Genomic DNA, 25,998 nt, shown 5'->3' on the forward strand with positions numbered 1-25,998 from the left:
CGCCGTCACCCCTAAGAATGGGAATGTGCGCCTAAGCTTTTTTTCTCTTGTTGTCCTATGCTATCATGGAGTAGTGATGTTAAGGAAAATGGGGTGTAACGATGTCGAAATTAATTTTGATTGACGGCAACAGTATTGCTAATCGCGCATTTTATGCATTACCTTTACTCAGCAATTCGAGCGGTCTGCATACGAATGCCGTATTCGGATTCACGACGATGCTGTTGAAGCTGCTGGAGGAGCAAAAACCGACTCACTTTCTCGTTGCCTTTGATGCGGGGAAGGTCACGTTTCGACATAAGGATTACGCTGACTATAAAGGCGGAAGAGCCAAGACGCCTCCTGAGCTGTCTGAGCAGTTTCCGCTGCTTCGCGATTTGATTCGCGCCTTCGGCATGGCCCAATTCGAGCTGGAGGGCTATGAAGCGGACGATATTATCGGCACGCTCACCCGGATAGCCGACGAGAAGGGGGATATCGAAGTTCTGGTCGTGACAGGGGACAAGGATATGCTGCAGCTGGCCTCAGACCGGGTTACCATCGCTTTGACGCGAAAGGGCATCAGTGAGGTTGAGCTGTACGATACAAGCGAGATTAAAGAAAAATACGGCTTAACGCCGAAGCAAATTATAGATTTGAAGGGCTTGATGGGGGATGCCTCCGATAATATCCCGGGAATTCCGGGCGTAGGGGAGAAGACTGCGCTCAAGCTGCTTCACGAATATGAGACGGTGGAGGGCGTTCTGGCCCATACGGATCAATTGAAAGGCAAGATGAAGGAAAAGGTCGAGCAGCATGCGGACGACGCCCGAATGAGCAAGGAGCTGGCGACGATCTTCCGCGAGGTGCCGCTCACGACCAAATGGGAGGAGCTTGCCTTTACAGGTTATGACGGACAAGCTCTCGCTGATATGTTCCGTAAATTGGAATTTAAATCGCTTCTCGAGAAAATGGACTTCTCGACCGCGGATTCCGATAATGGAGCTCAAGCTTCCCAGGTCGACATTGACGTTGTTACTGTCCAGGATCGGCAAGGCTTGGCGGCCTTGGTGGAGGCGCTCCCCCAGGTTACCTGTCTGCACGTCGAGGCTGCCGGGGATAATCCGCATATCGCGGAGATGATAGGTATTGCCCTGTACACGGAGCACAAATGCTACTATGTGCCAGCCGAGCTGCTTGAATGGAAGGATGAGGAAGCGCTATCGTTCAAAGCCTGGCTCGAGTCTCCGGAGAAATCGATAGCCATCTATGATCAGCATCGGGCGGCTCTAGTTTTGGCATGGCGCGGCATTCATTTGCGCGGTACTTCCTTCGACATCCTTTTGGCCGCTTATTTGCTGGACCCGACGGAATCGGCGCTGACCTTGAGCGGGCTGTCGGTCAAATACGGCTTGCCTGTGCTGAAATCGGACGAGGAGGTATTCGGCAAAGGCGCCAAGTTCCATATTCCGGAGCTGGAGCTGCTGAGCGATCATTTGTCCCGCAAGGCGATGACGATTCATAGCTTGGTAGAGCCGATGAAGCGCGATTTGGAGCAAAGCGAAATGAACGAGCTGTTCTATGAGCTGGAGAAGCCGTTGGCCAGCGTCCTTGCGGACATGGAGGAAAAGGGCATCAAGGTCGATATCGAGGCTTTGAAGCAGTATGGCCAGGAGCTTGGGACACAGCTGGAAGCTATTATGAGATCGATCTATGACGCGACCGGGACGGAGTTCAATATCAACTCGCCGAAGCAGCTTGGTGAGATTTTATTCGAAAAGCTGCAGCTGCCTACGATCAAAAAGACGAAAACCGGCTATTCGACCGACGCCGAGGTGCTCGAGAAGCTCGAGCCGTATCATCCTGCGATCGGTCATATTCTTCACTACCGGACCTTGGCCAAGCTCCAGTCTACCTATGTGGAAGGGCTGCTCAAAGAGGTTCGTCCGGATACGGGGAAGGTGCATACCTACTACCGGCAGACCATTGCGGCAACCGGCCGCCTGAGCAGCCAGTATCCGAATCTGCAGAACATCCCGATCCGGCTGGAGGAAGGACGCAAAATCCGCAAGGTCTTCGTCCCTTCTAAGCCGGGATGGTCCATCCTGACGGCGGACTATTCGCAGATTGAGCTGCGGGTGCTGGCCCATATTTCGCAGGATGAGAAGCTGATTGAAGCTTTTATCAAGGACATGGACATTCATACGAAGACGGCGATGGACGTATTCGGAGTGTCTGAGGATGCGGTGGATTCCAACATGCGCCGTCAGGCGAAAGCCGTCAATTTCGGGATTGTGTACGGCATCAGCGATTACGGCTTGTCACAGAACCTGAACATTACCCGAAAAGACGCCTCGCAGTTTATTGAGCAGTATTTCGCCGTCTTCCAAGGCGTTCGCCAATATATGGACGACATTGTGAAGAAAGCCCGCCAGGACGGCTACGTGACGACGCTGCTGAATCGCCGCCGCTACTTGCCGGAGATTACGGCGTCTAACTTCAATCTCCGTTCCTTCGCGGAACGGACGGCGATGAATACGCCGATTCAGGGTACCGCCGCCGATATCATTAAGCTGGCCATGGTTCAAATGGATGAACGCTTGAAGCGGGACGGGCTCCAAAGCCAGATGCTTCTTCAGGTGCATGATGAACTGGTGTTCGAAGTGCCGGAGGATGAAATCGAGACGATGAAAACAACCGTAGCCGAAGTGATGGAGAATGCGTTGAAGCTCGTCGTTCCTCTAAAAGTGGAAGTCGACACAGGCTTGAACTGGTATGAAGCTAAGTAATATAATATAGGTTCTTTCCGAGATCCAAGCATCCGGGGAATGTGCGAAGGACGAGCTGTGATAGAGGCCGATGCACGTTCCTCATCCCTTTTTTAGCCGCTTGGGACATTCAGATTCACTATAGCTTGTCGGTAGACGTTGAAATAAATATACAGCTTCGAGGTGAACAGCATGCCGGAATTGCCGGAGGTAGAAACGGTTAAACGAACATTAAATCAGCTGATCGTCGGTAAAACCATAGAGCAGGTTGACGTCCGTTTGCGCCGCATTATTCAGCGCCCGGAGGAGCCTGACGAATTTGCCCTGCTGCTTCAGGGACAGACGTTTCATGGAGTGGACCGCAGAGGAAAGTTCCTCCTTCTTCGCACGGATGATTTTACTCTTGTCTCCCATCTGCGGATGGAAGGCCGTTACGGCGTCTACGACAAGAACGATCCCATGGAGCTTCATACGCATGTGGTGTTTCATTTTACCGATGGAAGCGAATTGAGATATAAGGACGTACGCCAGTTCGGCACGATGCATTTGTTCCCCAAAGGAACGGAGCTTAACGAGCAGCCGCTCAAAAAGCTCGGACTTGAGCCGCTGGACGAGACGTTTACATTGGATGCCTTCATAAGAAAGCTGGAAGGACGGACTACCAAAATCAAGCCCTTGCTCTTGAATCAGGAATATATCGTCGGGATAGGGAATATTTATGTGGATGAGTCCTTGTTTGCTGCAGGAATTCACCCTGAACGGGAAGCGGGATCGCTCTCGCGCAAGGAATTGGCTGCCTTGTATGAAGCCATCATCCAAACCTTGAACGATGCCGTAGCGGCCGGAGGGTCCTCTATCAAGTCCTACGTGAACGGTCAGGGGGAAATCGGAATGTTTCAGCATCAGCTGCAAATGTATGGCCGTAAAGGCGAGCCCTGCCAGCATTGCGGACATGAGATTGAAAAGACGGTTGTCGCAGGCCGCGGAACTCATTTTTGCCCGAAATGCCAGCCCTTGAAGCGAAAGAATGCTAGAAAAGCCGGTGCTTAAAGAAGCCTTCTGACGGGTTTCGCATGATGCACCCCCCGCCCATATCCGCCATATAGTAAAGGAGTACAAAGGTCGGGAGGGAACTACCATGCTGCCTTTTATCTCCTTGTTGATATTGGCTTTAGCCGTCAGTCTGGACGGATTTGGCGTTGGTGTCATGTACGGCTTGCGTAAAATACGTATGCCGCTCTTATCGGTTGCTATCATTTCTTGCTGCTCGGGTTTTATCATTTATCTTGCCATGCAAATCGGGGTGTTCATCAGCCAATTTGTCGATCCGGTGTTTGCCAGGGCGATTGGGGGCGTAATCCTGATCGGGATTGGCATCTGGGCGGTCTATCAAGTCATGATGGAGAAAAAGGATGCGGACAACGGGGATTCCCGCGATTCATCCGGAGTGCCTGTTCGTACTGCGGGAGGGAACAGCGTCCCGACGACACGGGAAGTGCTGAATATTGAGTTGAAGCGTTTTGGACTGGTTATTCAAATTTTGCGTACGCCATCCATTGCGGACATGGACCGTTCGGGTAATATTTCACCTTACGAAGCTTTGCTTCTGGGGATTGCGCTGTCACTGGACGCCTTCGGAGCGGGGATCGGGGCCGCTTTGATCGGCTTTGCACCGCTTCTTACCTCCGCCGTGATCGCGTTGGCCAGCGGGACTTTCCTGGCGACCGGCTTACGAATAGGTTATAAGTATTCGGATATGTCCTGGCTCCGCCGGTTATCGGTTTTTCCCGGATGTATATTGATTATTATGGGTATTATGAAATTGATATAATGTACTATTTATAGCGGGGCATAACTAACCTAGAACGTCGAAGGAGAATTCCCTATGAATATCGGTTTAACCGGAGGCATCGCCTGCGGCAAAAGCACCGTATCCCAGATGCTGGTGCAGCGCGGCGCGATGCTGGTTGATGCCGACCGTATTGCCAGAGAGGTAGTGGAGCCTGGCAGTCCCGTTCTGACGCAAATTGTGGAACGGTTCGGATCGGAAGTTTTGAATCCAGATGGTACGTTGTTTCGTAAAAAGCTGGGAGCATTGGTCTTTGGCAATCCGCAGGCATTAAAAGACCTGGAAAATATCATGCATCCTTCGATCCGTGCGCTAATTCGCGAAAGAATGCAGGAGTATGAGCAATCGCATCCGGACAAGCTGGTGGTCGTCGATATTCCCTTGTTATATGAATCGGGATTGCAGTCGATGTTCGAAGCCGTCATGGTAGTGTACATACCGCGCAGTCTTCAGCTTCAGCGTCTCATGGACCGGGACAAGCTCACGGAAGACCAAGCGGAAGCACGGCTCAAAGCCCAATTGGATATTGAACAGAAGAAAGCCAAGGCTGACATTGTCATAGATAATCAAGGGACGCTTGCGGATACGGAGAAACAGGTGGAGGCGTTCTTAAGGGGAAGGAGGCTGCTATGAGCATCGGCTTTTGGCGGAAAAAGCGAGTATTTGCTCTTCTTTTAATTACCTTCGTAGTTCTTATGTTCCTTAGCAGTGATATTGTGGGTAAATGGTTATATCCGATCCGCTATCAAGAGGAAATACGGCAGCATGCCGCGAGCTACGAGGTGGACCCGCTATTGGTTGCAGCCATTATTCGAGTTGAATCCAATTATAAGTTGAACATTTCATCCAAAAAAGGCGCCTACGGTTTAATGCAGCTTATGCCAGACACCTCAGAGTGGATCGTGGATGCCGGACGGTTTTCCCCATCCTATAAGAATGATTTGGATAATCCATCCGTCAGCATTGAGCTGGGGACATGGTACCTGGGGTATCTACATAAGGAGTTTAATGGGAACACCATCGCTGCCATTGCCGGTTATAACGCCGGTCAGGGGAAAGTAAACCGGTGGCTTCAGAATAAAGAATGGGATGGCACCTTACAAAATTCGGATTCCATTCCTTATGGTGAAACGAGGCATTACATTCAGCGCGTTTTGTATTATTATAATAAATATCATAAGCTTTATGCGAAGGAATGGGGAATCGCTCCTCAAAAATAAAGAAGCATTGGACAGGCCCCCTAAGGAGCAACTGTCCAATACTTCTACCCGGCTTCTACTTAGCGGTTGCCGCCAGCAAGTGTTTGCTCAGCGATTTGCACCAGGCGACGAGTAATATGACCCCCGATGGCACCAGTGTCACGAGTAGCCATGTTACCGTAGTAACCGTCTTGAGGGATAGCGATACCCAACTCTTGAGCAACTTCATATTTCAGTTGATCCAAAGCTGCGTTAGCTTGAGGTACCACCAAAGCGTTACTGCTGCGAGATTGTCCTGCACCCATGTCTGTTCACCTCCTTGTAAGTTGGTAAACCTATTATGTGCTTTTCCCTGAAGATCATTACAGGGATTCGCTGGCAATATCTGCACGCCTGATTTCGTAACCAAGAGGAGTGATAAAGAAATGAAATGCCCATACTGTGACTATAACGGAACCAAGGTGTTGGATTCGCGCTCGGCCAATGAGAACAAATCGATTCGTCGAAGAAGAGAATGCGAGAAATGTACCAAGCGATTCACCACCTTCGAAATGGTGGAGGAGACTCCTCTTATTGTTATTAAGAAGGATGGCAGCCGTGAGGAATTCAGCCGGGAAAAAATGCTCCGGGGCTTGATTCGCGCCTGTGAGAAGCGTCCGGTGTCTGTAGACCAGCTTGATATGATCGTATCCGAAGTCGAAAAGCAGATCCGCAATACGGCAAGCGCTGAGGTGGACAGCCGCGAAATCGGTGAGATCGTCATGGAACAGCTGTACCCGGTGGACGAGGTCGCTTATATCCGGTTCGCATCCGTCTATCGCCAATTCAAAGACATCAACATGTTCATGCGGGAGCTGACAGACATCTTGTCCAAGCATCAAGTAGGAGAAGATAAAAAGTAATAAGCAGGTGCGGGGAATCCATCGGTGATATCCTTTGAGCACCTGTTTTATTTGCTTGATGGGTCCGCGAAAAAAATATTGAATTATCGCTTGACGATAGGCCGAGCACCGTGTATAATACCTAATTGTCGGGTGAAAAATTTACCGAAATCATACGGGGCCTTAGCTCAGCTGGGAGAGCGCATCGCTGGCAGCGATGAGGTCAGGGGTTCGATCCCCCTAGGCTCCATAAAAAAAGCGTCACTACGGATAGCGTAGTGGCGTTTTTTTATTTTCGCTGGGGGAGCGAACCCCTGAGAGGGGTTCAGTCCGCGCGCAGGTAGCGGAGCGGACGAGCACGGCGTTGAATTCTACCGCTAGGCTTGTCGTCGGAGGGGGCTCCGTCAGCAAGTAAAATGAGGAATTCAACATCCCCCTAGGCTCCATAGTAATTTAAACGGCAGAGATGCCGTTTTTTTTGTTTAGTATGCTTAATTAAAAGCTAACAAATCTCGAGAAAAACCTTACAATTTGCAGTAAACAAGTTGAAGGGGACGAGTGGTTATTTCACAACTCAGGTTCTCTTGAAGAGCCCATTGCAACAAATGCAGTTTTATACTCAGGCTTCGATTAGGAGGCCCAAAACAAGTCATCGGTGCATATCGATGACTTGTTTTACGTTAAGTTGATTCATAGTGACCCCAGTTTAACTATGAACAAGAATGTTTGTCCACTGAAAGCGTAGTATTAAAGAAAAAGCAATCGCCCTGTTCTTCGTTGAAGGCAGGGCGATTCAATTTGCTCTGTTCCAAATGCACCGTTGAAAGGCGGCCAGAAGCCTAAGAGCGATTGCCTTGGTTTCCGGAGTTTATCCGAGGAAAGGTTGTTTTTATATAGAGCCTATTCTCCAAAATGATAACCATCTGCCGGTTCCTCAATGTGCACCATTACCCGAACCAGATAATCCTCTGCATGTTGCAACACGATCTCATCCTGCATGTAATCCTCGTAAGCATCCCCCTTAATGACGTACTGTTTCTCTTTGATATAATCAAAGATTTTTGTATAGATCTTATCGGTATCCCCATAATCTGCTCTGGCATAAGACACGAGATAGAATCCCTCCGGTCTATAGGCCTGTTTGTGATGCTTTGTCGTCATGAAGCTGTACATATGGGAGATCATGTTGCCATTCGTCTTCAGCAGATCATCTTTGGGAATGATGACCCCACTGGGGTATCCCAGTGGCGCATGCTCCTTGTTCAGCCGCACCCGAAAATCCTCCCAGAGCTCCTCAGGGAACTCCTTTTTGGATGAGTAGATGCGGCGGCTCAGCAGCAAGGGGGTTTTAGGTTGCCAGATGACCTGCATTGGGCTGGTGTCCAGATGCATGGATTGCTCTATATTTTCCGCACGCTGTATAATCATTTGTTTCGCTCGAGTCAGTTTGGTGATCTGCAGTTGCAGATTCCTCTCCTGTTTACGCAGCAGTTGGAGGATAGTTTCCGGAGAACGCTCACCGAGATACTGCTGGATTTCCTCCAGGGACATGCCCAGCTCTTTGAAAATATGAATAACGCCGATCGTTTCAAACTGGCTGTGGCTGTAATAGCGATAACCGTTATCTGCCACAAAGGCAGGTTTGAACAGACCGATGCGGTCGTAGTAAATAAGGGTTTTGCGCGAAACCTCGGACAGCTTGGAAAAAGCACTAATGGACAGCATTTCATTTGGATGCATAGGTACCCCCAGATCAAAAAGTAGATTGACTGTATAGTTGCTATACAGTTTATAATACATTTGTTCTGATTGCCAGTCTACTTTCAGATCGCAGATCAGTGTGCTTATTTCAGATGAGGAGAATGCTTATGGTAAGGAAATTACTGCAAAGTGTACGGGAATATAAAAAAGATACGTGGCTGACCCCTTTGTTTTTACTTGGTGAAGTGGCCATGGAAGCCATTATCCCGCTGTTTATGGCCGAATTAATTGATCAGGGGTTCACGGGGGGGCAGATGAATCAGGTGATGAAGTACGGCTTGATTCTAGTGTTGTTTGCCCTTGTGTCTCTGGTCTTTGGGGCGCTGGCGGGTAAGCATTCTGCGATTGCCATGTCGGGGTTCGGAAAAAATTTGCGTTATGACCTGTTCTGTCATGTGCAGGGGCTGTCGTATTCCAATATGGATAAATTCTCAACCTCAGGTATCGTCACCAGGCTGACTACGGATATTACGCATGTGCAAAATGCATTTCTGATGATTATCCGGATTGCCTTTCACAGTCCGGTGATGATGATTTTTGCAACGATTATGACGTATCGCATCAGCCCGTCCATTGCTGCTTGGTTCATGATTGTTATCCCTGTCCTGGCCATTGGCATGATCATCATCATGAAGTATTCTTTTCCGATTTTTGAGCGTGCCTTTGGCAGTTACGATGATCTGAATAAAGTTGTTCAGGAAAATGTACGCGGCATTCGAGTCGTGAAATCCTATGTACGAGAAGAGCGTGAGGTATCCAAGTTTCAAGCCGTATCTCAGCGGATATTTGCACAGATGGTTAAGGCAGAACGCATTATGTCGTACGAACTTCCATTGATGCAAATTGTGCTGTATGCCGTGATGCTGATCATCTCCTGGATTGGAGCCAAACTGGTTGTGGGTGGAAGCATGACTACCGGCGAGCTTACGAGTGTATTCACGTATTCCATGCAAATTCTAATGAGCTTGATGACCCTGGGCATCGTCGTTGTTATGATTGCCATTGCTCGCGCTTCGGCAGGCCGGATTCATGATCTGTTAAGTGAACAGCCGGACATTACCAGTCCGGAATCGCCAGTTACAGAGCTGCACAGTGGAGAGATTGAATTCCGTAAGGTGTCCTTCCGTTACTCCGACAAAGCCGAGAATGATGCTCTGTCTGGTATCAATCTGCGAATGGCTTCGGGACAGACGATCGGTATTATAGGAGCTGCGGGCAGTGCAAAGTCCACCTTGGTGCAACTGATTCCACGTCTATATGATGCCAGTGAGGGTGAAGTCCTTGTCAGTGGAGTCAATGTGAAGGAATACGATTTAAATGTTCTTCGCAGCCAGGTCGCGATGGTATTGCAAAAAAACGTCCTGTTTGAAGGTACGATTAAGGAGAACCTGCGTTGGGGCAATGAAAATGCGACCGATGATGAGTTGATTGAAGCGTGCAAAGCGGCGCAGGCACATGAGTTTATTTCCACGTTTCCGGATGGATATGACACTCATTTGGCACAAGGCGGTACTAACGTTTCGGGAGGTCAGAAGCAGAGACTGTGTATCGCCAGAGCTTTGCTCAAAAAACCGAAGATTCTGATTCTGGATGATTCCACCAGCGCTGTAGATACACGGACCGACGCGTTAATCCGCAGCGTTTTCAAGGAAAGCATACCGAATACAACCAAAATTATTATTGCCCAGCGTATTGCATCTGTTGAAGATGCTGATCAAATTGTCGTGCTGGATGAAGGCAAGATGGTGGATATCGGAACCCATCAGGAACTGCTGGGTAGAAATACCATTTATCAAGAAGCTTATTTTACACAGACGAAAGGCGGTGAAGCACTGGATGGATAACATCAATTACGGCCGGACAATAAAACGTCTGCTAGCCTACTTTAAATATTATAAATTCAGAACGGCATTGGCGCTGTTCCTAGTTCTGGTTAGTTCCGCCGTCTCTGTCGCTTCAGCGGCCTTTCTGCGAATGCTGATCGACGATTTTATTACGCCGTTGCTCGGAAATCAGAATCCAGTGTTTGACGCCTTGTTACAGGCTTTAATCATTCTGGCTGTAATCTACGCTGCTGGAGTCATTAGTACGTTTGTCTCGAAACGGCTGATGATTACTATCTCACAGCAGATTATGAAGAGGATTCGTGACCGCTTATTCGATCAGATGCAGAAGCTGCCGATTAAATATTTTGACCGTAAAGCCCACGGGGATATTATGAGTCATTACACGAACGATGTGGACACACTGAACATGATGCTGACGGATGGATTGTCCCAGCTGTTGTCCACTGCGGTGACAGTGTTGGTCGTTCTCGGTACGATGTTGTATCTGGATGTGCCGTTAACGATCGTGGTTGTGCTTGGTGCACTTGCCATGCTCTGGATTACCAAAACCGTGGGTACTAAGGCAACCCAGCACTTTTTCCGGCAGCAGGAATCGATCGGTGTGGTGGATGGATATATTGAGGAGATCATTCATGGGCAAAAAGTGGTGCAGGTGTTCGGTCGCGAGCAAAAAGTGATGGAACAATTCGCCCGCCTGAATGATAGACTGTTTGACGACTCGGCGACAGCTAACAAATATTCGAATATTCTCATGCCAATCAATGCGAATCTGGCCACACTAATCTATGTGCTTGTGGCCATTGCAGGCGGAGCTATGGCGTTATCGGGCTGGAATGCCGGTCTGAGTCTGGGAATTATCGCTGCTTTTCTGAGTTTATCCCGTAATTTCACAATGCCCATTGCCGAAATTTCCTCGCAAGTCAGCATGTTTGTCGTGGCACTTGCAGGGGCTCAGCGGATCTTTAACCTGATGGATGAACAGCCTGAAGCAGATGAGGGCTGTGTGACCTTGGAGAAAAACCAGAATCAGGACGGATGGGTCTGGAAACTGGAGGACGGAACAAGCGTTGTTCTAAAAGGCAAAGTGGAGTTTAAGGACGTCAGCTTTACGTATGACGGAAAGAAACAAGTACTTCAGAATATGACGTTATATGCTATGCCTGGACAGAAACTCGCGTTCGTAGGCGCAACGGGTGCGGGCAAGACTACCGTAGCCAATCTGCTCAATCGTTTTTACGATATTACAGAAGGCGAGATCATCTATGATGGCATTAATATTCAGCGTATTCGAAAAGCAGATTTGCGGCGTTCTCTGGGAATTGTACTGCAGGATACCCATCTGTTCTCGGGCACGGTCGCTGAGAACATTCGATACGGGAGGCTGGAGGCCAGTGACGATGAGGTGATCCAGGCAGCGAAGCTGTCGTATGCGGCGAGTTTTATTGAACGTTTGCCTGACGGGTATGAGACCCAGCTTGATGGCAACGGCAATGGACTGTCACAGGGACAGAGTCAGTTGTTGGCGATTGCCAGAGCAGCGATTGCCAATCCGCCCGTCATGATTCTGGATGAAGCAACCTCATCCATCGATACACGAACAGAAGCGCTGGTCCAGAAGGGGATGGATAACCTGATGGAGGGCCGAACCGTGTTTGTGATCGCCCACCGGTTATCTACCGTACGAAATTCCGATGCCATTATGGTTCTTGAAAAAGGCCAAATCAAGGAACGCGGGGATCACGAGCAGTTGCTGGCAGCTAAAGGGATTTATTATCAATTGTACACAGGGGCCTTTGAGTGGGATTAACGGACAGATTCAAACATCAACTAATGAAATGTATGCTTGATCATATTGAGCTCTGGGGAGCATTTAAAAGAAAAAGGGTTGCTCTAGCCTATCAAAGCGATATTTATAAGCCATTTTAAAGAAGCCGATGGGGGAGGCTTGACCGCTAAAACTTAGTGTGTAATTAGTCGTATAAAGTTATGTTGCGGTGAAGCACGCCCCCGTCTGGGCAGTGCAATTGACAATAGTGGGAGAGCGCATCGCTGGCAGCGATGGGGTCAGGGGTTCAGTCCGCGCGGACAGAGCGGTTGAAAAGGCTACAGAGGACAAACTTCAAGCGAAGGAGCACGGCGTTGAATTCTACCGCTAAGGTTGTCCTCGTCGAATAGGCTTCGTCAGCAAGTTCAATCAGTGATTGAAACATCCCCCTTGGCTCCACCATACATAAACTTCAAACACGCCAATCCGGCGTGTTTTTTGATTTGGCAATGTTGTTGGCGAAAGAGCGAACCCCATAATGTTCGAGCATCACTTCCAATCACATCGAGGGTTTGACTTGCATGTTGTAGTACTGTATAGTAGTAATATGACAAACAAAAGATCAAGCATTTCAAACAAAGATATCGTCCTGCAGACCGCATCGACCTTATTTCTAACAAAAGGGTTTCAAGTGACAAGCATGGACGAAATTGTTGCCCTCAGCAAAGTTTCAAAAACCAACATTTATTACCACTATAAAAGTAAGGAGGAGCTTTTGTTAGCAATTGTCGATCAATTGATCTCGCGGTACGAAGAACGAATATCCCGTACCTTGACGCAAGACATGTCCATTCCTGCAAAAATGGAGCGATTATTTCGAATCCTCACGGAGGATAATGAACAAATCGATTATGTTGGTGGATGTCCGTTCCTGACACTTTATACGCAGACTTCCCATTCCTCTTCGGAAGCGAGAGCTAAAATAAAAGCATTCTTCGATAAACAACTACAACTTGTTGAGAAGCTGCTGGAAGAAGGCATAGAAAAGAAAGAATTGAGCCGGAATCTGCCCGTCCATGAGACAGCGGCATTGATTGTCACCTCCATCGAAGGAGCTCTATTCCTAACCAAGGCCACCAACAATCCAATGCTAGCTCAGAATCTTATTCAAGCTTTTGCTTCGATGCTTAAGTAATTAGTTACTTAAGTCATTTTTTTGCACTGACTAGTACTGTTAAGTACTATTAAATGAATCGAAAGGCAGATGATTCAATTGAAAATATTCCTGACTGGCGGGACGGGTTATATCGGTAGCCATATTCTTGCCGAGTTAATATCCAAACATCACGACATTATTGTACTCGTGCGAAGTCTTGATCGCTTTCAACATACCCTCGGGCGGTTACATTTGCTTGAGGCGCAACACGTTACTGCAGTAATAGGAGATTTGTCGAAACCGAAATTAGGGCTATCCCCGAACGATTACAAACGAATACAAAATTCCGATATCATCGTTCATGCGGGCGGTCCCATGAATATTGAGTTAAGCCAGACTGAGGCAGAGCAAGCTTTTCTTAATCCTGCCATCGAATTGGCCGAACTTTCCGAAAAAATCCATATGAAGAAAGGATTGAAGCAATTCATTCATGTTGTTGGCTATATGAGTCCATATAACGAGCAAAATGCTATTCACAATCTGGATGTGGTTCTTGAGAAAGCTCCCCCGTATGAGAAGATGAAATTTCAAGCGGACTCCTATATACGAAAAGCACTAAAACCGTTAGGCATTCCGCTGTCCACGGTTAATCCCAGTACCGTCATCGGCCATTCTTACTCGGGAATTACGGAGCAGATTGGCGGTCTTAGTATACTGGTAGATTCTGTGAGAAGGAATCTTATGCCACTCGTTCCAGGAGGCAAGGACTACTGGCTGCCGATGGTACATATTGATCATGTGGCATCATTCATTGTTAACTTAGTTCAAACAAAGGAGCTTGCGAGTAATACGTATTTTTTATTGGATCCCAAGAAGGATAGTCCGTCGATCCGTTCATTGATCAGGCAAATTGCGATAGAGATGCGAGCGGCGCCGCCTTTCGGCACAATTCCGCTTGCTTTGTTGAAGTCTTTATTAAGACTTGGCATCGGCAAGCGATTGGGAATTCCCAAAGAATCGATGAATTTTCTCGTGAAATCGGAATTCCCGGTTACCTCGAAGTTTGAACTTGAGCGCAAGAACGGGGTACGGACATCCGTTGTTCCGACCACGCTTCCCTACGTAATCACCGATCTTGATTTCCGGTTAAGCCACCCCTCATCCGAGCACCGCGAAGGGTTCGTGCAACGCAGAAGATCCAAACTGATTTCGTTGGAAAAAGAGAATCACGGTACACCGGTTATTTTTCTGCACGGAACATTCAGCGGGGCCGATTGTTTCGTTCCAATAGCGAAACAATTGAATGATGTCAATACTTGGCTGGTGGACCTTCCCGGATTCGGTCATTCACCGCGTCATCATCATCCTTCTCTGATGGACGGCTATGTAGAGGCTGTGATCGAAATGATTCTCGAGCTGAATCGCCCTATTATTTTGATTGGTCATTCGTTCGGCGGACTTATCGCTGCTAAGGTCATGGAAAGAATCGAGCAGCAGATCAGACAACTCTTGCTATTGCAGCCCGTACTGCATCCCATTCATGCCAAATATAAATATGCAGGTGTTACCAGGTCGATTATGAAACTTATATCTCGCTCCGCGTTCAGAAAAACACTGCTGAAAGCCAATGACTTTATCGCGGACGGCGAACGACTGGATCACTACTCGAACTACGTCATTCATGATCTGCAGTCGGTCCGCATTCGTTCTACCAACGCAATGGTCATGTCAGCGTTAACACAAGTCCAGTCTTTCCAGCTAAAACCCGAATTATGGAACGCCCAAAAAGTACGAATCCATTGGGGTGACCGGGATGCAGCACATCATATTCCGGAACGATTCAAGCACATCGATACAACCTTCATCCCCTTTGGTCATCAATACCCTTTGGAAGCTCCGCATCAGGTGGCTGAGTGGCTTCGTCAAGTTTTGGATCTTGAGTTGTCATAGAAGCATATTCTTCGGATGGCCATTCAATATGTCAAGTATAAATTCCATTGAAATTTGGGGCAGTGAAACCGACCAATGCGGGAGAGCGCATCGCTGGCAGCGATGAGGTTAGGGGGTTCAGTCCACGCGCAGAGAGCGGAGCGGACGAGCACGGCGTTTGTTGGACTCCGCTGGCAGAGATAGGTTAAAGGTTGTCCAGAGGAGCAACGAAGTGTTCAATGTATTGGTACAATGTGCTTTGAATTGAAGTCTAAATATTCAAGATTATGTATAATAATGTCGAAAAAAGTCTTGTCCTGCCTTTATTTTCCTTGTATAATACCTTTATTCTATTTTAGGAGGTACATCTTTGAAAAAGAGGCTTAGCTTTTCCCTATTATTACTAGTTTTTGTTTTTACAACGCTGTTTTCTTCCATTTCGTATGCAGCTACAATCGGTCAGTCAGTACTAAATCCCGAGTCGGGATGGCAGCGTTTTGACGATACCCATAGCAGCATAAAATACACCGGTTCTTGGATAACGGCTACAACAGATCCTTCCACTTACAAAGTTACAATGGCTGTAGGCAATACTCCTGGAAACAGCTTTAAATTTCTTTTCAAAGGTACTAAAGTTAGACTGCTTGCTACCATGAAAGACAGCAGAAGCAGTCATATAAAAGTGTCTGTTGATGGAGCTGTCGATTATTTTAGCGAATATAGTCCGACTGTTGTTCATTTGGGACTTGTGTACGAAAAGACGCAATTACCTGACGGAGTACATACTGTTGAAGTGCAGTTAACAGATACAAATGGACTCTATCTAATGCTGGATGCAGTAGATATTGACGCATCAGGGTATCTTATTGGGGTCGACGGGAACAAATTGACGGCAGCATCCAGTGACTCTACCGTTAATCTTAATTGGACAAGTGTTGTAGGTGCCACCTACTATACCGTTAGTAGAGCATTAACTCCAAATGGTCCGTATAGTGTAATCGGATCGACAGATTCTCTTGAGTTTTCAGACAAAAATGTAACAAACGGAACAACATATTATTATATTGTTACTGCCAAAAGCAGCAGTGGTTTATATTATTCATCTAACGAAGCCTCTGCTACCCCTTCTCTATCTAACCAACAATCAGGAAGAGCCATATTAAAACTCATTATGACTAATGGGGTTGAAAAGGAATATGACCTCTCTATGTCTGAAGTTCAGGCATTTATGGATTGGTATGATGCGAAGGAGACTGGTACCGGTTCAGCTAGATACAAATTTTCTAATGCTGCGAGTATGGGTCCATTTAAAGCTCGCACAGAATACGTAATTTTCGATAAGATTTTAATGTTCAATGTAGATGAATATGACACTGTCCAGTAAATGTAGTTTTTCAGAATAATGATAAAGCTTGCATTGAAATGCCCTGGCCCTTACAAAGGCTTGGGCATATTTTGTTTTTTTCTAGGTTATTTTGGAGAAAGCTCTTTGCCTCTTCATCGTAACCAAACAACATTTTTTCATTTTCTAGCGATATTGAATCGATTCTTTTTATGTTAATGTTAGATTTAAAGATTCGGAGGTGAGGGACAGTTAGATTAAGTTAACTATTTGAGTTTAACGTGTTTATGGAAATGTAAGCGATTTAAAGGGAGTGAGCACTATTGAACAATACTATGAATAAGACACTATCCATCCTGTTAGTATTCACTTTAATGATCGGTTTCTTTGTTGTTCCGCCGCAAGCTGCTCGTGCAGCAACAAGCAAGATTGACGTTGCGCCGAGTGCATTAACTACAGGTGCGAATGTTAAGGTTAGCTCGGAAAATAGTACAAAAAAAGCACCGCTTGCCATTGCTCATAACGGCACCGAGTTCTGGCAATATGGCGGGTCCGCTGCGAATGTTTTTCCAACAGCCGGTAATACCAGTTCCCTTTGGTTAGCTGTAGATTTGGGGACGACTCAAACTTTTGACGAAATCAGCTTCGACATTCCGGCGAGCTTTTCTAGTGTGAAAGCCCGTATGTCTGTCTATGATGTAGTATACACTTCCGATGATAATGTTTGGGCTTCTCTTCCTGCGATAAATAATTCTACTCCAAGCGCGTATGATTGGAGCACAAAATCATGGAAATTAGCCAAACACGTTGACGTACCAGACAGTATAGCTGCGAATGATCCGAATTGGGGATCCTTAACGCCAAGCAATACGAGTTGGACGGCCACAACTACAGGAACCTTAGCGAAGCCTGTAAATGCTCGTTACGTGATGATCCATTTTACGCAGATTTCGGGAAATCCAGGTACACTAGGGATGTCGAACCTTAAAATACTAGGCACCCCAACTAGCCCTACGATTTCTCCGGAAACAAGCTCATATGTAAAAGGGACAGGCAGCGCACCTTCGACAACGATCACACTTAACGGCGCTTCCCTTACCGGAATTGCAAAATCAGGATCAGTAACGGATGTCGTTTATCTTAATCAAACTCAAGATTACAAGCTCGGTCCTATCTCCGGGGGTACTCAATCGGTCACATTTACAGATACTTACCTTGCTTCCCTTCCGGATGGCAGCACCTCGCTGACATTGTATTTTTCAGGCGGATCCAAGCTGCAATATACCATTAGCGTGACATCATCTACATACGCCGACACCTATCTAAACGATCCAGGCAGCGGCTATGCCCTCATCACGCCGAACTATCCGGGAATGAGCCTTACCATTGGCCGCCCGGCTGTTGTAGATGCCAATGCAGCTTCCAATAAGTTTCCTGTTTTCAATGTATCGAAAGCGTTTGCAGGAACATCCATAGCAGGTACGCTCATAGCACCTAATGGAGGGACTGTTTATACTTTCCCTGCGGCTAGTGTGGATGCAAGCGGCAATGCTGTCATCACCGTCCCTGATTCCGTTCCGTTGGTTAAGGGAACTTATAATGCTGCATTAACGTTAATAAAAGACGGGAATACGTTGTATGACAGCTACTACTTCACGGCGATTGATGATTTTGCGAATTACAAATCCATCCCTAATGTTCAGAATTCCAATAATGCAAACGTTGCCAACGTGAATCCTGATTCCTGGGAGAATCAAGTCTATCCGGCCATCCAGATGGATGCTTCCGGTAAAATAACCTATATTCCGGATTATAAAGGCAACCAAATCATGGATTATTCGGCAGTCGGATACAAAGGCGGCGGTGTAGCCATTCCTAATGTGCCCGTGCGTGTAAAGGTGTCACCTCTAGCCAATGACAGTGACGATGCATGGCAAATCATTCAGGATGCCATTGACTACGTCTCGAAGTATCCGATTCAAGAGGATGGGTTCCGCGGAGCCGTATATTTGGAGCCGGGTGTATTCCGCATCAGTAAGCCGCTTAACGTGACAACCTCCGGTGTTGTTATACGTGGGGCTGGTGCGGGAACGGTGACTCCTGTCGTTGGCGATGGTTCCGCTTCCAACCCATACGACGAGCAAATAGCTAGTGAAGAAGCTGAGCCTGGAGTTACCAAGTTGATTTCAACTTGGACGATAGTGAACAACAGTTCCTACACTCCTGCGAAAGATCATGCTTCGACAACAGGCAGTCCTTATACAAAAACGGCCAACAGTACATTAATCAACTTTAACGGACAAAGCGTCACGACATCTGCATCCACAACCATTACGGATCAATATGTAGGAGCCGGGCAATATTCCGTGCACGTTGCAAGTACAGACGGTCTGTCCGCAGGTGACCTCGTAACGGTGCAAAAAGCGGTCAATGCAAACTGGGTACAAGCCATGTACATGGATAAGGTAGACGGCGCAAGCAACTGGCTGCCTAATGGCAAACTGGAAGGCGGATTTGCCGGCACACCTTTCACCGCAGAACGTACGATCAAGAGCATCGATACGGCTTCCAAAACGATAACGTTTGCAGAACCGCTTTCGGATAATCTCGATATGCGCTGGGGCGTTGCCAAAGTCGTAAAAACCGCAGAGAGCGGTCGTATCCGTAATGTGGGCGTTGAAAATATTCAAGGCATCTCGCATTTCTACAATACCAACAAGCCATTGCTGTCCAATAAATATGGCAAATACTTTTTATCTTATAACGACGAGAACCACGCTGAAGTGTTTGTGGCGATGGTGAACGTTCGCGACGGATGGCTGCGTAACTTTACGACTTACCATATTGACAGCGCATTTGTGACAGACGGCAATTCGCGTAACATTACTGTACAGGACGGTAATATTCTGGATCCTGTCAGCTTGATGGATGCGGGAGAACGCCGCTATTCGGTGTACTATAAAAATTCGGAATACATGTTTACTCAGCGTGTATATTCGAGATATATGCGTCATGCGTTTATCGTAGATTCCTATACTTCGGGCCCTAACGTTTTTTATAATAGCGTGAGCGAATACACGTCCAATGCGTCCGAACCGCATTTCCGCTGGTCGTCGGGCGGGTTGTACGATAATGTCAGTGCACGGATCTATCTGCAAAATAGATGGAACATGGGAACCTCCCACGGCTGGGCGGGAGTTAACTATCTGCTGTATAACTTCACCGGTCCGTTTATAGCCACGCAGCCTCAGCTTTCGCCTAACTATGTTATCGGTCATTTCTTTGACAAGAATAATAATCTGTTAGGGTCTGCTACGGACTCGATAACTGGCCGTCAGAAACCGGATAAAGGCGACTCCGTTAACATGGCGAATGCCGGGCTAAACGGAGGCAAGGTACCGAATTTTGAGGCATATGAATACAGCGTGACACAGAAGGTGACACCGGCGGCAAACCAGATGCCGGACAGCCTGTATGTTCAGCAGCTGATTAATAGCCACGGTCCACAAGCCGCTGCTAATCTTGAAGAAAAAACAGTTCCACCTATCGATGATCAGGCAAGCGCGGAAAGGCCGAAATTGAAAAACCTTTTGGTTGACGGACAGGCGGTTTCCGGTTTTTCTCCGGATGTTTACAGCTACACCGTTACGCTGCCTCTAGATCATGATTACTCCAAAAAAACGGAGATAACCGCCCAAGCAGATGCAGGCGTTACCGTTGACATTGCCTATCCTCAAGAGGGTACGGCACAAATTACGCTGACAGATGCTAAAGGTGTGAAGAATTTTTATAGTGTATCATTTATCGCTATTCAAAAGTCACCGATTGTGATTGCAAGCGACCAGCAAGTGGATACGAGCAATTCCAATTATGCGGTAAACGTCCTGAACCCTGGCGATTATGCCGGTGCAGCCTCGCTTCGTTGGGCAGCTAATGGATCGGCATGGATTAGAATGTATTTGGGAGAGACTGCGAAAACGATAAATGGCGTACAAATAGGGTTCGTAGAAAATTCAAGCGGTACCCGTTTCTATAAGTTAAGAGTTGAGTACTCGACTGATGGGCAGAACTGGTCCTTTGTTCCGTCAGGAACTGTAGTCAGCAACACTACGACGACTCCAACATCATGGAACGTAGAATCCAATACGTATATGAACTCACTAACGATCACCGCGGATATAAATAAAAAATTACCGGTAACAAACACCTTACAGACGTTTACATTTGACAAGCCTGTACAAGCTCGCTTTATTAGGATTTCAGGCAATGGAAATTCGGGGAACCAATGGAATAACTATTGGAGGCTTCGTCCCGTATTCCCTCAAGCAGAGCCGGAGTACACGCCTCCTACAGGAGCTACCGTCACAGGACCGGCAGCACTGATTGCAAAGAGCTCTGCGCAGCTTCAGGCACAAGTGACACCTGATACGGCAACCGTAAAAGAAGTGATATGGACATCCAGCAACCCGGCTGTTGCTACCGTGGATTCGACCGGAAAAGTGACCGCCGTTGCAGCAGGAAATGTTACCATCACGGCAACAACGGTAGACGGTACGTTTGTTTCGTCGGGTGTGATCCAGCAAGCCGTAGCCACATATGATTTGACCATCATGAATAGCAGCAACGCCGACTTAAGCTCTCTGAGCCTGTCGAACGGTTCTCTAAGTCCTGCCTTTGCGTCCGGCACAACAGCCTATACGTCGAATGTGGCTGCCGCTGTATCAAGCCTGACAGTAACGGCCAGCGTGTACGATAAGAACGCAACGATGACCGTGAATGGAAATTCATTGGCAAGCGGCCAAACCAGCAGCCCTATCAACCTGCAGATTGGCAGCAATGTGATTACGATCGTAGTGACAGCGCAAGACGGAACTACGAAAACCTACAGCGTAACCGTAACGCGTGTACCCGGCAGCAGCGGCAATCGTGGCAGCAGTGGCGGAAGCGGGGGTGGAGCTGCGCCAGGAGACTCCAAAGTGACCTCGACGGACGGCAAGCTGACGTTACCGGCAGGTAAGTCCGGAGAAGTGAGCTTGAACAACGACATTGTGGTCTCGATCCCTGCCAATGCCAGCAGTAAGGAACTGAAGCTCACCATTGAAAAATTGGTGGACACTTCGTCTCTGATCAAGAAGGAGATTCTGCTCAGCTCGATCTTTGAGATTCTGAAGAACTTCCCGGAAAACTTCAGTCATCCGGTCACGCTGACCTTTACGTTCAATCCGGCAAGCTTGAAAAACAATCAAGCGGCAGGCATCTTCTATTATGACGAAGCGAAGAAAGCATGGATTGAAGTCAAAGGCAGCAAGATCAACGGAAACAAGATTTCCGTCGAAGTCGATCATTTTACGAAATTTGCCGTACTAGCAGTAGATTCTGCGGCGGAGAAGCCAGCTTCTGATGTAAGCCTGAGCGATCTCACGGGTCATTGGGCAGAGGCTATTGTCAAGCAAGCAGTAAACAAAGGAATCGTCAGCGGCTATCCGGATGGTACATTCAAGCCGAATAATTCGGTAACCAGAGCGGAATTCGCCGTCATGCTGATGAACACATTGAAGCCGCAAGGAGACGGAGCAGCACTAACCTTCACCGATAAAGCGGAGATTGGGGCCTGGGCGCAGAAAGCCGTGGCGCAGGCGTTCCAAGCGGGGATTGTGAAAGGCTATGAGGATGGAAGCTTCCGTCCGGATGCCCAAATTACTCGTGCTGAGATGGCTGTAATGCTGTCGAACGCTTTGGGTCTGACCACCGAAGCTAATGCGGTAACCGGCTTTGCGGACGATAAAGACGTTCCTGCATGGGCAAAAGGCGCCGTAGCGTCGATGAAGAAACAGCAGCTTGTAGAAGGCAAGGGAGACAACGAATTCGCTCCCGCAGCCCCTGCAACAAGAGCCGAGGCGGTAACGGTACTCTTGAACATGCTGAAACAAAAAACCAAGTAATTGTAATGCTCCATTCATGAGGAGAGGTTATTCTGCAGGAAATCTTATGGTTTCCTTGCAGGATAACCTTTTTTTGGCATCATAGATTTTTCAATTCCGGGGTTCCCTGGAACGCAGTCGATCCTTTTAAACAGCCTTGATCAGAGTCCTTTCATCCTTTTCCTGCGATTCTAGGGCAGTCTTCGGTTTGGTTGAGGGATGATTTTTGGTGTACAATAAAACTGCTACAGTGATCTCGATACATGGACATGCCTAACCGGCTTGCGATTTACGCAGGTGTGGCTTCGGCAGGCAGAGTGTTCACAAGCTTTTGATTGCGTTACTGGTTGTTTCCGTTGTAAGCCTTACGAAGATGGTTATTCCGAGGTACCGGGTTAGAGGTCGTCTATTCCAAGAAAAGGAAGGAGAATTATCATTGAACAAGGAGCAATTGGATCGAATTCATACCGGAAAAGGGTTTATCGCAGCGTTAGACCAGAGCGGAGGGAGCACTCCCAAGGCGCTGCTTCAGTACGGTATTAAGGAAAACAGCTATTCCAATGAGGAAGAAATGTTTGAGCAGGTTCATGAAATGAGAACACGCATTATCAAGAGTCCCGCTTTTGATTCGAAGTATATTTTAGGTGCGATCTTGTTTGAAAATACGATGGACCGCATGATAGATCAGCAATTTACGGCCGATTACCTGTGGGAGAAAAAAGGCATCGTGCCTTTTTTGAAGGTGGATAAGGGACTGGCTGAGCTGGAAGAGGGCGTACAACTTATGAAGCCGATGCCTGATCTGGACAGCCTGCTGAAGCGGGCGAATGAAAGACATATTTTCGGGACCAAAATGCGTTCCGTTATTAAGGAAGCTAACGCCGCGGGCATTCGAAACGTGGTGGAGCAGCAGTTTGAAATCGGCAAACGGATTGTGTCGGCGGGGCTTGTACCGATCATCGAGCCTGAGGTGGATATTCATAGTGCGGACAAGCTGAAATCGGAGCAGCTGTTAAAGGATGAGCTGCACAAACAATTGTCCGCCCTGGATCAGGATGCGCGTATCATGCTGAAGCTCTCCATCCCGACGGAGCCGGATTTTTACCGCGATTTGATGGACGATCCGCATGTCGTAAGGATTGTTGCCTTGTCCGGCGGCTATGATCAAACGGAGGCTAATGAAAAACTGGCCCGCAACCATGGGTTGATCGCCAGCTTTTCGCGCGCCTTATCGGAGGGGTTAACAGCCCAGCAGACCGATGAGGAATTCAATTCGAAGCTGTCCCATTCCATACAATCGATTTACGAAGCGTCCATAACTTGATTCCGGTGAAAGGCGCAAGTGTGCTCAACAGCCTAGCCCCACTTCGTGGGGCTATTTTTTACGGCAGCTTAGGAGGCGGAGCTGTCTATAACGCCAGCAGATTATCTTAGCAGGCTAAGGATGGAATGAATGCAATTGTCAACGAAAGACTTGTCGGGACGGGATTTGAGCAGGACGGTCAGTCCGATTAAGGAAACGACCAAGGTCTGCGCCAGCGCTTTGGCATTCAATTCACCGGAGAGCTCGCCCGATCTTATGCCCCGCTCAATCGTCTCCTGGAACAAAGCGGAGAGATACATTTGATGCTCCCTTGTCAGGATTTCGTATTTCTCATCGTGGGGGGCAAGCTCGACCATTGTGTTGATACAAAAGCAGCCGCGGCTTGGACCTTCCCGGTATTCCTCCATTACAACGCCTTCCAAAAATGCGCGGAACGCTTCTTTCACCGAAGGCCGCTGCAGCTTACCTCGAACGTGTGCGGCATGAGTTTTCGTATATTTGCGCAGGGCAGCTTCGAACAAACCCTTCTTATCTCCGAAGGCAGCATAAAGACTTGGTTTTTGAATCCCCATTCTGGAGGTCAGATCGCTTAACGAAGTAGCTTCGTACCCCTTTTCCCAAAATAGCTGCAGGGCTGCATCCAGCGCCTGCTCCTCATCAAATTCGCGAGGCCGAACCATCATACCCCTCATTTCCATCAAGCTTGTTTTCAAAATCGTCTTGCTGAAAAAAATATTTCATACCGATTGGTACGTTATTATTGTATCCCCGAGCCATCACAATGTCAATGAGACTCTGATAGTGAAGAAGAATATTATAGCAAGAAGGTAGCGAGGGAAAGTTAATACATAACAATAACGTCCGTTTAATGACTTGACAACAAGGATGACGCTAAGTTATGTTATTTTCAACTTAGTTATGTACCGTTCGGTATGTAATTATGCTGCACAATGACATAAGAGGGTGGGAGAAAGGAATGGAAAAGCTTGAACAAACGTCATCGGCCTGCATGAAGGAAGGAGCCCGGGATAGAAGGGCCGCAAACGAGGATACCGTCGGGATTAACCCCCATTTGTCCGCTAGCTCCGTATCTCGCCGTACGGCACTGACATTTGCGGTGGCTTGCGGGATGGCGGTGGCCGGAATTTACTACGCTCAGCCGCTTCTCGACGCTATGTCAAACGAATTTGGCATCGCCCCTTCAACCATCGGCGTCGTGATTACCGTTACGCAGGTTTGCTATGCGTTAGGATTGATCCTGCTGGTGCCGCTTGGAGATTTGTTGAATCAGCGGAGGTTAATTTTAGGGCAGATGCTGCTTTTAGTCCTGGCTTCGTCTGTGGTAGGCCTGGCTCCCACAGGTACGGTGCTTTTTGCGGGCATCGCTCTCGTCGGGCTTCTGGCCGTGGTCACTCAGACACTTGTGGCCTTCGCGGCTGCACTGGCTTCTCCGCACGAACGCGGACGGGTCATAGGCTTGGTAACGAGCGGGATCGTTATCGGCATTCTGCTTGCCAGAACCGTGGCCGGATTGCTGACGGACCTTGCCGGATGGCGTTCGGTCTATCTTGTCTCTGCATCCTTGATGCTCCTTATGGTCCTCTTGCTATTTCGTGCTTTGCCGAAGGGGGAACTCGAGGATTCGCCCCTTTCTTATTGGCAGCTGCTGCGATCGGTCCTCTTATTGTTTGTAGAGGAACGAACGCTGCGTATCCGCGGGCTGCTGGCTTTTTTCATATTTACCGCATTCAGTATTCTGTGGACCTCGCTTGTTCTGCCGCTCAGCGCGCCGCCGCTGTCTCTCTCGCATAGCGCGATTGGGGCATTCGGTCTTGCAGGAGCAGCGGGGGCGCTGGCGGCGGCCAAGGCGGGCAAATGGGCGGATCGCGGATTAGGGCAATGGACAACAGGGGTTGCGCTTATCCTGCTGCTTGCGTCATGGGGGCTGATTCGTCTGGTTGAATCCTCCTTGTGGATACTGATCGTTGGAGTCATTATCCTGGACTTTGCCGTGCAGGCAGTGCACGTCACGAATCAGAGCATGATCCTAAGCGTAAGGCCGGAATCGCGCAGCCGTCTGACTGCGGCTTATATGATCTTCTATTCGGTCGGCAGCGCGACAGGCTCGATTGCATCCACCCTCACTTATTCCCTTGCCGGGTGGAGCGGCGTATGTATACTGGGCAGCTCGGTCAGCGCTTGTGCCATTATCTTTTGGGCATGGACCCGGACGGGGAGATGATGGAAAGGGGGCAGGATAATGATAACAGGAAGAGC

17 protein-coding genes and 1 tRNA gene are annotated in these 25,998 nt (G+C 48.1%); 15 read left to right on the top strand and 3 right to left on the bottom strand.

Translation table 11 applies throughout. The features are described 5' to 3' along the window. The first annotated feature begins 101 nt into the window (after positions 1-101). The 5 genes from polA (at position 102) to B1728_RS01760 (ending at position 5,816) form a co-directional block, all read left to right on the top strand. Positions 102-2,768 (top strand): DNA polymerase I, encoded by a 2,667-nt coding sequence (polA, locus tag B1728_RS01740; protein WP_079908448.1) that lies wholly within the window; start codon positions 102-104, stop codon positions 2,766-2,768. Between the two features lie 171 nt (positions 2,769-2,939). Beyond that, complete coding sequence (gene mutM / locus B1728_RS01745; RefSeq protein WP_079908449.1) at positions 2,940-3,797, top strand: DNA-formamidopyrimidine glycosylase; 858 nt, start codon at positions 2,940-2,942, stop codon at positions 3,795-3,797. An 88-nt stretch (positions 3,798-3,885) separates the two neighbouring features. Then, positions 3,886-4,578, top strand: coding sequence for a sporulation membrane protein YtaF (gene ytaF / locus B1728_RS01750; RefSeq protein WP_079908450.1), 693 nt, complete (start codon positions 3,886-3,888; stop codon positions 4,576-4,578). Between the two features lie 54 nt (positions 4,579-4,632). Then, positions 4,633-5,229 (top strand): dephospho-CoA kinase, encoded by a 597-nt coding sequence (gene coaE, locus B1728_RS01755; protein ID WP_079908451.1) that lies wholly within the window; start codon positions 4,633-4,635, stop codon positions 5,227-5,229. A gap of 2 nt (positions 5,230-5,231) precedes the next feature. Continuing rightward, complete coding sequence (locus B1728_RS01760) at positions 5,232-5,816, top strand: lytic transglycosylase domain-containing protein (protein WP_144027753.1); 585 nt, start codon at positions 5,232-5,234, stop codon at positions 5,814-5,816. 59 nt (positions 5,817-5,875) lie between these two features. Here the strand turns inward: B1728_RS01760 and B1728_RS01765 are convergent, their stop codons facing one another. After that, complete coding sequence (locus tag B1728_RS01765) at positions 5,876-6,100, bottom strand: alpha/beta-type small acid-soluble spore protein (RefSeq protein ID WP_079908453.1); 225 nt, start codon at positions 6,098-6,100, stop codon at positions 5,876-5,878. A gap of 120 nt (positions 6,101-6,220) precedes the next feature. Here B1728_RS01765 and nrdR point away from each other — a divergent pair, with 120 nt between their 5' ends. Together nrdR and B1728_RS01775 are read left to right on the top strand one after the other, a co-directional pair. Then, positions 6,221-6,697 (top strand): transcriptional regulator NrdR, encoded by a 477-nt coding sequence (gene nrdR / locus B1728_RS01770; RefSeq protein WP_079908454.1) that lies wholly within the window; start codon positions 6,221-6,223, stop codon positions 6,695-6,697. Between the two features lie 156 nt (positions 6,698-6,853). After that, a tRNA-Ala gene (locus B1728_RS01775) sits at positions 6,854-6,926 on the top strand. A 650-nt stretch (positions 6,927-7,576) separates the two neighbouring features. Here the strand turns inward: B1728_RS01775 and B1728_RS01780 are convergent. Further along, a complete protein-coding gene (locus B1728_RS01780; protein ID WP_179135842.1) occupies positions 7,577-8,416 on the bottom strand; it encodes a MerR family transcriptional regulator in 840 nt (279 codons plus the stop codon). Between the two features lie 128 nt (positions 8,417-8,544). On the opposite strand from B1728_RS01780, the gene B1728_RS01785 reads away from it, so the two are divergent. From B1728_RS01785 to B1728_RS01815, 7 genes are all read left to right on the top strand, one after another. After that, positions 8,545-10,281, top strand: coding sequence for an ABC transporter ATP-binding protein (locus tag B1728_RS01785; protein ID WP_079908456.1), 1,737 nt, complete (start codon positions 8,545-8,547; stop codon positions 10,279-10,281). Further along, entirely contained in the window at positions 10,274-12,091 is a 1,818-nt protein-coding gene (locus B1728_RS01790) for an ABC transporter ATP-binding protein (RefSeq protein ID WP_079908457.1), read from the top strand. Before B1728_RS01785 ends, B1728_RS01790 begins: the two co-directional genes overlap by 8 nt. A 565-nt stretch (positions 12,092-12,656) precedes the next feature. After that, a complete protein-coding gene (locus B1728_RS01795; RefSeq protein ID WP_256865222.1) occupies positions 12,657-13,244 on the top strand; it encodes a TetR/AcrR family transcriptional regulator in 588 nt (195 codons plus the stop codon). A 69-nt stretch (positions 13,245-13,313) separates the two neighbouring features. Continuing rightward, positions 13,314-15,155, top strand: a complete 1,842-nt coding sequence (locus tag B1728_RS01800) for an alpha/beta fold hydrolase (protein ID WP_256865192.1) — start codon at positions 13,314-13,316, stop codon at positions 15,153-15,155. 349 nt (positions 15,156-15,504) lie between these two features. Continuing rightward, complete coding sequence (locus B1728_RS01805) at positions 15,505-16,518, top strand: hypothetical protein (protein ID WP_079908459.1); 1,014 nt, start codon at positions 15,505-15,507, stop codon at positions 16,516-16,518. 281 nt (positions 16,519-16,799) lie between these two features. Continuing rightward, entirely contained in the window at positions 16,800-22,418 is a 5,619-nt protein-coding gene (locus B1728_RS01810) for an S-layer homology domain-containing protein (protein ID WP_079908460.1), read from the top strand. 415 nt (positions 22,419-22,833) lie between these two features. Next, entirely contained in the window at positions 22,834-23,721 is an 888-nt protein-coding gene (locus B1728_RS01815; RefSeq protein ID WP_079908461.1) for a fructose bisphosphate aldolase, read from the top strand. Positions 23,722-23,822: 101 nt separating this feature from the next. Here B1728_RS01815 and B1728_RS01820 read toward each other — a convergent pair whose 3' ends face one another. After that, on the bottom strand, positions 23,823-24,401 hold the full coding sequence (locus tag B1728_RS01820; RefSeq protein WP_079908462.1) for a TetR/AcrR family transcriptional regulator: 579 nt from the start codon (positions 24,399-24,401) through the stop codon (positions 23,823-23,825). Between the two features lie 296 nt (positions 24,402-24,697). Between B1728_RS01820 and B1728_RS01825 the strand changes: the two genes are divergently transcribed. After that, a complete protein-coding gene (locus tag B1728_RS01825) occupies positions 24,698-25,963 on the top strand; it encodes an MFS transporter (RefSeq protein ID WP_256865193.1) in 1,266 nt (421 codons plus the stop codon). The last annotated feature ends 35 nt before the right edge of the window (positions 25,964-25,998 follow it).

Source organism: Paenibacillus sp. 32352 (genome assembly GCF_002042965.1).
Classification (GTDB): domain Bacteria; phylum Bacillota; class Bacilli; order Paenibacillales; family NBRC-103111; genus Paenibacillus_S; species Paenibacillus_S vulneris.

Excerpts from the sequence above, each read along its gene's own strand:
- polA (WP_079908448.1), top strand. The coding sequence starts at position 102 with ATGTCGAAATTAATTTTGATTGACGGCAACAGTATTGCTAATCGCGCA.
- mutM (WP_079908449.1), top strand. The coding sequence starts at position 2,940 with ATGCCGGAATTGCCGGAGGTAGAAACGGTTAAACGAACATTAAATCAG.
- ytaF (WP_079908450.1), top strand. The coding sequence starts at position 3,886 with ATGCTGCCTTTTATCTCCTTGTTGATATTGGCTTTAGCCGTCAGTCTG.
- coaE (WP_079908451.1), top strand. The coding sequence starts at position 4,633 with ATGAATATCGGTTTAACCGGAGGCATCGCCTGCGGCAAAAGCACCGTA.
- B1728_RS01765 (WP_079908453.1), bottom strand. The coding sequence starts at position 6,100 with ATGGGTGCAGGACAATCTCGCAGCAGTAACGCTTTGGTGGTACCTCAA.
- nrdR (WP_079908454.1), top strand. The coding sequence starts at position 6,221 with ATGAAATGCCCATACTGTGACTATAACGGAACCAAGGTGTTGGATTCG.
- B1728_RS01780 (WP_179135842.1), bottom strand. The coding sequence starts at position 8,416 with ATGCATCCAAATGAAATGCTGTCCATTAGTGCTTTTTCCAAGCTGTCC.
- B1728_RS01785 (WP_079908456.1), top strand. The coding sequence starts at position 8,545 with ATGGTAAGGAAATTACTGCAAAGTGTACGGGAATATAAAAAAGATACG.
- B1728_RS01790 (WP_079908457.1), top strand. The coding sequence starts at position 10,274 with ATGGATAACATCAATTACGGCCGGACAATAAAACGTCTGCTAGCCTAC.
- B1728_RS01795 (WP_256865222.1), top strand. The coding sequence starts at position 12,657 with ATGACAAACAAAAGATCAAGCATTTCAAACAAAGATATCGTCCTGCAG.
- B1728_RS01800 (WP_256865192.1), top strand. The coding sequence starts at position 13,314 with ATGATTCAATTGAAAATATTCCTGACTGGCGGGACGGGTTATATCGGT.
- B1728_RS01820 (WP_079908462.1), bottom strand. The coding sequence starts at position 24,401 with ATGGTTCGGCCTCGCGAATTTGATGAGGAGCAGGCGCTGGATGCAGCC.
- B1728_RS01825 (WP_256865193.1), top strand. The coding sequence starts at position 24,698 with ATGGAAAAGCTTGAACAAACGTCATCGGCCTGCATGAAGGAAGGAGCC.